The sequence below is a fragment of the Micromonospora sp. DT15 genome, assembly GCF_049841475.1.
Classification (GTDB): Bacteria; Actinomycetota; Actinomycetes; order Mycobacteriales; family Micromonosporaceae; genus Micromonospora.
This window is the reverse complement of the sequence record NZ_JBNCKJ010000005.1, coordinates 446,369-456,121: the sequence shown is the minus strand read 5'-3', so window position 1 is coordinate 456,121 and position 9,753 is coordinate 446,369. Positions and strand designations below refer to the sequence as shown.

8 protein-coding genes and 2 tRNA genes are annotated in these 9,753 nt (G+C 70.1%); 2 read left to right on the top strand and 8 right to left on the bottom strand.

Translation table 11 applies throughout. The features are described from left to right. Nucleotides 1-2: 2 nt before the first annotated feature. The 6 genes from ACLQ3F_RS14625 to ACLQ3F_RS14600 all read right to left on the bottom strand — a co-directional run bounded on the left by ACLQ3F_RS14625 (nt 3) and on the right by ACLQ3F_RS14600 (nt 6,075). A tRNA-Met gene (locus ACLQ3F_RS14625) sits at nt 3-76 on the bottom strand. Nucleotides 77-211: 135 nt separating this feature from the next. Further along, nucleotides 212-285: transfer RNA gene (locus ACLQ3F_RS14620), tRNA-Met, on the bottom strand. Nucleotides 286-372: 87 nt separating this feature from the next. Continuing rightward, a complete protein-coding gene (locus ACLQ3F_RS14615) occupies nt 373-1,296 on the bottom strand; it encodes a hypothetical protein (RefSeq protein WP_425849266.1) in 924 nt (307 codons plus the stop codon). Next, nucleotides 1,277-1,795, bottom strand: coding sequence for a SigE family RNA polymerase sigma factor (locus ACLQ3F_RS14610; RefSeq protein WP_357207130.1), 519 nt, complete (start codon nt 1,793-1,795; stop codon nt 1,277-1,279). Before ACLQ3F_RS14610 ends, ACLQ3F_RS14615 begins: the two co-directional genes overlap by 20 nt. Nucleotides 1,796-1,986: 191 nt before the next feature. Continuing rightward, nucleotides 1,987-4,965, bottom strand: coding sequence for a UPF0182 family protein (locus ACLQ3F_RS14605; RefSeq protein WP_425849262.1), 2,979 nt, complete (start codon nt 4,963-4,965; stop codon nt 1,987-1,989). Between the two features lie 96 nt (nt 4,966-5,061). Further along, a complete protein-coding gene (locus ACLQ3F_RS14600) occupies nt 5,062-6,075 on the bottom strand; it encodes a YlbL family protein (protein ID WP_425849259.1) in 1,014 nt (337 codons plus the stop codon). Between the two features lie 115 nt (nt 6,076-6,190). Here ACLQ3F_RS14600 and ACLQ3F_RS14595 point away from each other — a divergent pair, with 115 nt between their 5' ends. Next, nucleotides 6,191-7,507, top strand: coding sequence for a zinc-dependent metalloprotease (locus ACLQ3F_RS14595; RefSeq protein ID WP_425849256.1), 1,317 nt, complete (start codon nt 6,191-6,193; stop codon nt 7,505-7,507). Between the two features lie 131 nt (nt 7,508-7,638). Here ACLQ3F_RS14595 and ACLQ3F_RS14590 read toward each other — a convergent pair whose 3' ends face one another. Further along, the gene (locus ACLQ3F_RS14590; RefSeq protein WP_425849254.1) at nt 7,639-8,247 is read right to left on the bottom strand and encodes a hypothetical protein; all 609 of its coding nucleotides are present in this window, start codon (nt 8,245-8,247) and stop codon (nt 7,639-7,641) included. A 168-nt stretch (nt 8,248-8,415) separates the two neighbouring features. Further along, entirely contained in the window at nt 8,416-8,949 is a 534-nt protein-coding gene (locus tag ACLQ3F_RS14585) for a M48 metallopeptidase family protein (protein WP_357207139.1), read from the bottom strand. 513 nt (nt 8,950-9,462) lie between these two features. Between ACLQ3F_RS14585 and ACLQ3F_RS14580 the strand changes: the two genes are divergently transcribed. After that, complete coding sequence (locus tag ACLQ3F_RS14580; protein WP_167457767.1) at nt 9,463-9,633, top strand: DUF5679 domain-containing protein; 171 nt, start codon at nt 9,463-9,465, stop codon at nt 9,631-9,633. Nucleotides 9,634-9,753 lie beyond the last annotated feature (120 nt).

Below are 9,753 nucleotides of genomic sequence, written 5' to 3'. Positions count from 1 at the left end.
GGTAGCGGGGACAGGATTTGAACCTGCGACCTCTGGGTTATGAGCCCAGCGAGCTACCGAGCTGCTCCACCCCGCGTCGACTGGTTAAGACTAACTCACCCGTTCCGGGCGATGATCAGTGGGGTCGCCATCCGCTGTGGCCGGCACCCCGGAATGTCGAAAGCCCGCCTCCGGAGAACCGGAGGCGGGCTTCGAACTGGTGTTTCTCTCGTAGCGGGGACAGGATTTGAACCTGCGACCTCTGGGTTATGAGCCCAGCGAGCTACCGAGCTGCTCCACCCCGCGTCGGTTCGCTAACCGTAGCGCACCAACCCGGGACACCGCAAAGCGACTCCGATACCGCCGACACGGACAGCTCTGACCTGGGCGTTGTCAGTCGAGCCAGTCCTCGATCGCCGCGACCGCCCGTCGGCTGTCGGCATCGACCTGGGACCGAACGGCGACCGTGTGCTCCCAACCCTGTTCCCAGAGCACCGTCACCACGTCCCCGACCCGGACCGCCCGGACCAGCCGAACCTCCTCCGTACCCGGCTCACCCATCCCGTCCGGCATCGGAGCCCGCATCTCGAACAGCACCGACCCGTCCCCGTACGCCCCCGAGGCCAGCAGCCGCTGTCGCCACGTCCTGTTGTCGTCGGGCAGCTTCTGGTCGGGGCAGTCGCGCACCGCCTGCCGCAGCTCCCGCAACGCGTCGTCGGCGCGACCTGCCCGGTAGATGGTGATGGTGTGCCGGTAGCTACCGTCCGGCACGTGCCCCGTCGGCGTCTCCGGCATCTTGTAGGCCAGGTAGCGACCACGGCGTTGGACCATGGCCGAGTCGCTGGGCAGGCGAGCGCCGCACAGCGTCGGCAGTGCCGGACCCTCCCCCGAGGATTCCAGTCCGGTCCGATTCGGGGCCGCCAGCAGGAAGAAGGCGCGGTCCGGGATCGAGGTGGGCGGCCGCGGTGCCGCCGGCCCGGTGGTGACCGGCTGCGACGGCGTGCCGCTCGCTGTGGTCCGCGACGGTAGCGGTGCCGAGGGAGTCGGCGTGGGTGACGGCAGGGAGGTCGCCGTCGCCCCGGTCGGCGACGGGCCAGGGATGTCGGCGGGCGGCGGTGCGGAACCGTCCGCCGGGTACGCCAGTCGGCCACCGACGACAATTCCGCCCACGAGCAGCGCCACCGCGAGCGTCGAACCGGCTACCCGTGCTCGGGCCCGCCGGTCGGCGAACCGCCGAAGGGACTCGGGTCGGGTCAGCTCGTGCCCGTCCGCGACGGTGCCGAGCGACCGGTACAGGTCAGAGAGTTCGACTGACATCGTTCGCCTCCAACTCCACGACCCTGAGGTCGGGCAGCAGCGCGGCCAGCCGGGACCGGCCCCGGGACAGCCAGGACTTCACGGTGCCGACCGGCACGTCGGTCTCCCGGGCGATCTCCTCGACGGACATGTCGAAGAGGTAGTGCAGGGCCAGTGCCTGCCGGTGCGTGGCGGGCAACTGCCGGAGCGCTCGGACCAGGAGCACCCCGTCCTCGCTGGGTGGAGGTGCGACCGCCGGCGGTCCGGTACGGCTCAGCACCACCCGCCAACGGTGCAGGCGCCGCCAGCGGTCGGTCGCCAGCCGGGCCACCACGAGCCGCAGCCACGCCTCCGGCGCCGGATGCGACGACAGTCGCCCCCACTGCCGCCAGGCCCGGGTGTACGCCTCCTGCACCAGGTCCTGCGCCTCACCGTGGTCGCCAGCGACCGCGTAGCCGTACCGCAGCGTCCGGCGGGCGGTGCTGCGGTAGAAGTCATCGAAGCTCTGCGCGTCCCGCACGACAGTTCCCCCTCGTCCCCACCCCGTTGCATTGAGGACGGCGGACCGGCACCGCAGGTTGCGGGCCCGGGCGGTGCTGTCGGTGACGTGACAGATACGCACAGATCAGGCCAACGGCCGAGCCCCCGCCCCTCGGACCTGATGCGGTCCGAGGGACGGGGGCTCGGGGAGGAACTGCGTGCGGTGGCGGGTCAGCCTCCAGCACTCGGGCTGGCACCCGGCGCACCAGCGGCCTGCTGCGCCTGCTGGAACGCGGTGAGCGCCTCGTCGAGGGCCTTCAGCGCACGCCCGTACCGCTCGAAGTCGCCCGACGTCTGCGCGGCCCGGACCTCGGTGATCGCGGTCTGCACCCGGTCCGCGGCGGCAGCCAGGTCACCGGTCGGCGGTGGGGTGCCGGCGCTCGGAGTCGGCGATGGCGCCGCCGTCCCCGAAGGCGTCGGAGTCGGGGTCGTCGGGTTGCCCCCGGTCGTCGGCGGCGGCGACGTGCCCTGCCCTGCCTTCTTACCCTGCTCGACCAACTGCTTGATGCCGTCGTTGATGTTGTCGGCGAGCGCCACGAAGGAGCCGCCGTCACCGTACGAGAGCAGCACCTTCTGCAACAGCGGGTACGCGTCCTGCTGGTTGCTCTTCACGTAGACCGGCTCGACGTAGAGCATCCCGTCGGCGAAGGGCAACGAGAGCAGGTTGCCGTACTGCACCTGCGCCTGGTTGCTGGAGAGCAGGTTGAGCTGCTGACGGATGTTCGCGTTGTTGGTCATCTGCTGGTGCACCTGCACCGGGCCGGAGATCCGGGTCTGATCCGGCAACTCCAGCACCTCCAGCCGGGGCTGCCCGTCGACGTACGACCCGGAGATCAGCGCGGCGAGGTTCTGCCGGCCGTTGGGGGTGACCGCCGAGGTGAGCTGGAACCGAGGGCTCTCCTGCCCGGGGAACTGGGTGAACAGGTAGTACGGGGGCTGCTTCTGACCGCTGTCCGGGGCGTCCGGCACGTTGGGCACCTGCCAGAAGTCCTGTGCGGAGTAGAAGTCACCCGGGTTCGTCACGTGGAACTTGGTGAGCAGGTTGCGCTGCACCTTGAACATGTCCGCCGGGTAGCGCAGGTGCTCGTTCAGCTCGACCGGGATCTCCGCCTTCGGCAGCACCAGGTCGCCGCCGAACGCCTTGTTCCACGCCTTGAGCACCGGGTCGGTGTCGTCGTACTCGTAGAGCTTCACGGTGCCGTCGTACGCGTCGACGGTGGCCTTGACCGAGTTGCGCATGTAGTTGACGTCTTCGCGGGCCAGTTGGAAGGTGCCCCGGTTGGTCAACTCGTCGGTGGTCTCGGTCTGGAGGTTGACCCGCTCCGCGTACGGGTAGGAGGCGGCCGTGGTGTAGCCGTCCACGATCCACTGCACCCGACCGTCGACCACTGCCGGGTACGGGTCGCCGTCCAGGGTGAGGAACGGCGCGACCTTCTCCACCCGGTCGCGCGGGTTGCGCACGTACAGCAGCTTGGAGTCCTTGTTCACCGCCTCGGAGAGCAGGAAGTTCGACTCCTGCTCCTTGATGGCGTACAGCAGTCGCCGGGTGAAGGAGCCGATCTCCACACCGCCCTCACCGGTGTAGGTGTAGGACTCGCCGCCGCCCTCACCGACCGGCCTGTCGAACTCGGCCTTCTTGTTCGGGTCGGACTGCCCGACGATGGCGTAGTCGTCGGCCGCCATCCGCTCGCCGTAGTAGATGCGCGGCTGCTTGGCCGGAATCTGCTCGGTCTGCGAGGAACACGCCTCCTGGGTCTTCTCGCCGAGGAACCCGGAGACGAAGAACGGCTGCCCACCGCAGACCACCTGGTTGGCCGGGGCGGCCACCAGCCCGTACCCGTGGGTGTAGACGGTGTGCCGGTTGATCCAGGTGTTCTGCTGGTCGGTCAGCTCGCCGTAGTTGATCTCCCGGACGCCGACCACGTAGTCGGAGACCTTGCCGTTCACCCCGTACCTGTCGATGTCCAGCTTCGGGCCGAAGTCGTAGAAGCCACGCACCTGCTGGAGCTGGGTGTACGTCTCGCTGACCAACTGCGGGTCGAGCAGCCGCACGTTCGACACCACCGAGGTGTCGGTGGCCAGGTTCGCCGGTGGGGTGAGGTTGTTCGCCGCGTACGGGGTCGTCTCGGTGGCCCCCAACCCGAACGCCGCGCGCGTCGCGTCGATGCTGCGCTGGATGTACGGCGCTTCCTTGTCCTTGGCGCTCGGCTTGACCTCGAAGGTCTGCACCGCCCAGGGGTAGATGCCGCCGATGGCCACCGCGGACACGCCGAGCAGCGCCAGCGAGATCCCCGGCCAGACCAGGTTCCGCATCCAGGCGTTGGAGAACACGAGGATCGCGATGGCCACCACGATCGAGATGTAGGCGAGGATCTCCTTCGCCGGCAGCAACGCGTTGACGTCGGCGTAGCCGGCGCCGTACAACTTGGCGCCCTCGTTGTACTCCAGCAGCATGGCCCGCCGGTCCAACACGTACGCGATCGCCTTCAACAGCACGAAGACCGCGACCAGCGTGCTCAGGTGCGCGCGGGCGGCGTTGCTCATCCGGTCGCCGACGCCCTGCAGGCGGACCCCGCCGAAGAGGTAGTGCACCGCCAGCGCGCCGATCACGGCCAGCACCACAGCGGTGAAGGCGACCCCGAGCAGGTAGCGCCAGAACGGCAGTTGGAAGACGTAGAAGCCGATGTCGACCCCGAACTCCGGGTCCTTGATGCCGAAGTCACCGCCGTTGCGGAACAGCAGCCACTGGTTCCAACGGTTCTGCGCGGAGAGACCGGCGAAGAGCCCGACCACCGCCGCGGTCAGCGAGATCCAGGTGCCGAGACGCGGGCTGAGCAGCATCCGGTAGCGCTCGAGGGTCGCCTGCTCGACCGAGTGCGGACGCAGTCGCGGGCGCAACCGGTAGGCCAGCCACAGGTTGCCACCGACGATCACCGCCATGCCGAGGCCGATGGCGAGGAAGAGCACCAGCCGGGTGAGCAGGACGCCGGTGAAGACCTCGGTGTAGCGGACCTCGTCGAACCAGAGCCAGTCGGTCCACGCCTGGACACCCCAGCCGAGCAGGGTGAAGAGCACGAACACCCCGACCAGGACCGCGATGGTGACGCGCCCGCGCCGGCTCATCCTCGGGAGGGGGCTGCTGCTACGCATGACCACTGTTGGCTCCGCACGCTCGATATGATCGGCTCCGACCAGGCACCCAGAGTACGGGGTGTTCCTGAGCGTGTCGGGGCACGGTCACACCGGTCAGCAACGCGTCGGCTGACCACCCGCGCGCAACGTCTCCAGAGCGGTCATCGCCTCGTCCAACGAGCCCACCCGCAACAGCGGCAGATCGGGCTGCGGATTGCGGACCGCTTCCGCGCAGTTGTCCGCCGGCACCAGGAAGACCTTCGCCCCGGCGCGCTTGGCACCGACCAGCTTCTGGGCGATCCCACCGATCGGCCCGACGGCGCCCTCGTCGTCGATGGTGCCGGTGCCGGCGATGATCTTACCGCCGGTGAGATCGGCCGGGGTCAACTTGTCCACGATCCCCAGGGCGAACATCAGACCGGCGCTCGGCCCACCGATGTCCCCCAGGTCGATGCCGAGCGTGAACGGGTGCGGCTGCTGCTGATCGATCTCGACACCGATCCGCGGTCGGCCGTCCTGCTCCTGACTGGTCACCGTCGTGGTGGCCGGCGTGCCGTCACGGGTGTAGCCGATGGTCAACGCCGTGCCCGCCGGCTTGGCCCGGACCAGCTCGGTGACCTTCGCCGCCACCGGCACCGGCTGGCCGTCGACCGAGGTGATCAGATCGCCGACCTTCAACGCACCGGCCGCCGGGCCGTCCCCGGCCACCGTCTTGATCACCACCTGCACCGGGAAGCCCAGCTCCCGCAGCGCTGCGGTCTCCGCGCTGGTCTGTGACGCCTTGAAGTCCTCGGCGTTGCGCTGCTCGACCTGCTCCGTCGACTCCCCCGGCGGGTAGACCAGCTCACGCGGCACCACCGCCTCGTCGTCGGAGAACCAGCCCGCGATGGCCCCCCGCAACCGCACGGAGGGTTGCACCCCCACCGTGGTGAGCCGCAACTGGCCGGCCGAGGTCGAGGTCTCCCGACCGGTGACCTGGATGACCTCCTTGCCGTCGGTCGTACCGAGGGTGTTGACGGTCGGCCCCGGGCCCAGCACCACGTACGGAATCGGCACCCGGAGCACCCCGATGCTCAGCAGGGCGGTGAACAGGGCACCGAGCAGGACCGTCAGGCCACGACGTCTCATGCCGCAGAGCGTACCGACCGGTTGCGGCCCGCCCGCCGGATGCGCCACGCGACTTCGCCCTCAGCGCAACGCCAGCGACGGCTACCTGGGGCGCGGTCCGCGTACCGTAGATGTCGTGCCTGATATTCCGTTCGGTTTCGCGCTCCCGGGTGGGCAACCACCAGACCCCAACGATCCCGCGCAGATGCAGCAGTTCATGTCGCAGTTGCAGCACCTGCTCTCCGCGCCGGGCAGCGGGCCGGTCAACTGGGACCTGGCCCGGCAGGTAGCAGCCAGTCAGCTCGCGGCCGCCGGTGACCCGGCGGTGTCGATGTACGAGCGCAACGCAGTCGAGGAGGCGCTACGCCTCGCCGACCTGTGGTTGGAGCCCGCCTCGGCGTGGCCCACCGGCATCCAGAACCCCGTTGCGTGGAACCGCAACGAGTGGATCTTCAAGACGCTGGACGTGTGGCGCAAGCTCTGCGACCCCGTCGCCAGCCGGATGGTCGGCGCGATGGGCGACCTGGTGCCGCCGGAGGCGCGCGCCCAGCTCGGCCCGATGCAGTCGATGGTGGCCTCCCTCGGTGGCGCGCTCTTCGGCGGTCAGCTGGGCCAGGCCCTCGGCTCGCTCGCCGCGGAGGTGCTCTCCGCCGGCGACATCGGGCTGCCGCTCGGCCCGGCCGGCACGGCCGCGCTGATCCCGGCCAACATCCGGGCGTACGGCGAGGGCCTGGAGCTGCCCGAGGACGAGGTCCGCCTCTACGTGGCGCTGCGCGAGGCCGCCCACCAGCGGCTGTTCCAGCACGTCCCGTGGCTGCGTGGGCATGTGCTCAGCGCTGTCGAGATGTACGCCTCGGGCATCCGGGTCAACCGGGAGGCGATCGAGGAGGCGATGGGCCGGGTCGATCCGACCGACCCCGAGTCGATGCAGGCGATCGCCCTGGAGGGCATCTTCACCCCGGAGGACACCCCGGCGCAGAAGGCCTCACTGGCCCGCCTGGAGACCGCACTCGCCCTGGTCGAGGGCTGGGTGTGCCATGTCGTCGACAGCGCCGCCAGCGACCGGCTGCCGAACGTCGTCCGGCTGGGCGAGGCGTTCCGCCGTCGCCGGGCCGCCGGCGGTCCCGCCGAGCAGACCTTCGCCGCGCTGGTCGGTCTGGAACTGCGGCCCCGCCGACTGCGGGAGGCCGCGGCGCTCTGGGCCGCGCTCACCGAGCACCGTGGCATCGAGGGCCGCGACGCTGTCTGGGGCCACCCGGACCTGCTCCCGTCGGACGACGACTTCGCCGATCCGGTCGCCTTCGCGATGAACGACATGGATCTCAGCGAGCTGGACAGCTTCGACTTCACCGCCCCCGGCGGGGTGGAGGAGAAGGCCCCCGGCCAGTCGGATCAGTCGGGGCGGCCCGGTCCGTCCGACGAGACCGAAGGCGAAGGCGACGCCAGGTCCTGACCCCCTCCCGTCGACGGCCTACGCCGCGGGTGCCCGAAGATCCACAGCGGGCACCCGCGGCGTGTTCGGCGGTGCCGACGGTTCAGGTGGGTCGGCGCACCGTTCAGGTGGGTCGGCGCGCCCGGAGAGGTTCAGGTGGGTCGGCCCGCCCCGGAGAGCAGGGCGCGGGTCGCTTCCCAACCCTCGAAGGCCGGGTCGAGCGTGGCCAGGTCAGCCGGGCCGCGCAGTCGTCGCCAGCCGGTGGTGACCGCCACGTCACCCGGGCGCGGTGCGTTGGCGCGCGACTCAGCCGGCGTCGCCGTGTCCAACTCCAGCGTCGGCAGCCAGTCGGGCGCGGGCAGTCGTACCGCGACCCCGAGCAGACCCGGGCCACCGCCCTCGACCGGAGCCACCGCCACCGGCCGGCTGGTGAGTGGGCGAAGCAGCTTGCCGACGGTCAGGGCGGGCAGGTCGGGCACGTCACTGACCAGCACGGCCGCCTGGTCGTACCCCTCCAGCGCGGCGAAGACGGCGTTCGGCGTCGGCTCGGCCACCTCGTACACCGCCGTTCCGGGCCACACCAGCGCATCGGCCAGGGCCCGGTCGGCCGGGGTCACCGCGACCGCGACCTCCACCTCGTTGAGCGTGGCGAACAGGTCGATGACGTCTTCTGCCAGCGCCGCTCGCCACTGCGCCAGGTCGACGCCGGGCGGCGACCAGTGCACCGGCCCGAGCAACGCCACCACCACCCGTCGCGCCATCCCCAGACCCTAGCGCCCCACCCCACACAGCCACCCGACCCGCCCGACCCATCCCGGCGAGGCTTGACCCCATGATCGACTCGACTTCCTTGAAGTCGCGGTATCCCGAGGCCGTCGACAGCGCGGTATTCAGAAAGGCGAGTGGATCTTCGGGGCGACAGTGCGCGGTCAGGTGGGGAGCGGCGCGCAGGAGGAGGCGGCGGCGACCCCTTCGAGGTAGCCGCGGGCGCGTTCCGACTTCGGGTAGCGACCGACAAGCGCCCAGAACCGGGCGTTGTGGCTGGGCACGATGAGGTGCGCCAACTCGTGCAGCAACACGTAGTCGATCACCCAATCGGGCATCTCCTGGACGCGGTGGGAGATGCGGATGCTGCGGTCCGCCGGCGTGCAGGAGCCCCACCGGCCGTTCTGGTTGGTGACCCATCTGACGCTCGCCGGCACCGCCTTCGAGGCGTACCCGGCGAGGTAGAGGTCGATGAGCCGGTTGGCGCGGGCCAGCAACTCGTCGTCGGACCGGGCAAGGCGCCCCTCCCGGGCGGCGAGCCGGGCGAGCATCCGGTCGACCCACTCGCTCTCCTCGGCACGGGAGAACTGGTCGGGGATGAGGACGACCACTCGCTCACCGTCACGGTACGCGGACACCGTGCGTCGTCGACGCTGACTGCGTCGCACCTCGACGACCGGCTTGCGCGTCCCCGCCATCACTGGGCCGCGCAGCCTCGACTACGTGTCACGAAGGAAAGCTAATGCCCACTGACCAGGGGACCGCAAGGGTCAACCGCACGACACGCGCCCAGAAAATGGTGATTGGTCGCCAGGCGTCCCGAAAATTTCTTGACCGCAGCGCCATCATGCCATCTCGTCACCCTTGGTGAACGTCGACGGCGCCGGTCCGCAGCTCATCTCCTACCGTAGGTGATCACCGCCTCGGATGCGCTGCTGAGGTACTCGCACGGGTGGCTGTCAGGGTTTGGTCGGCGTGTCCCCGCCAAACTGACTTATCCGACCTATTTCGCCATGCACACTCTCGACGTCGACTTCCTCACAGTGTCGATGCACAGCTGACATGGAACTGCCCAGACCTGGGTAGGGTCCGCGGACCAGCGGTCACGAAGGTGGCCGCGGAGTGAGACCCAGCGCCGGCGCCCCGTGTGGCCCGCCGCCGGGCACCCCGCCGGGACGGTTTTGACCGGCGGACGAGACGAGGAGGGCATCGTGGCCGACCAGGCCCAGACGACCTACAACGGTTACTGCGTGAAGTGCAAGGAGAAGCGGGACTTCGAGGGGCACGTCGAGGTCTCGAAGACCGGAATGAACATGGCCAAGGGCAAGTGTCCGGTATGCGGTACAACAGTGAACCGCATCCTGGGCAAGGCCAAGGTCTGACCCGAACGGGTGAACGGGGGTGGGGGGGGCGAGTGGGCCCCCCCCCCCCCCCGCCCCGGGGGGGGTGGGGGCACCCCACGGGGGGCCCAGTCGGGGGGGGGGCAACACGCGGGGGGGGCT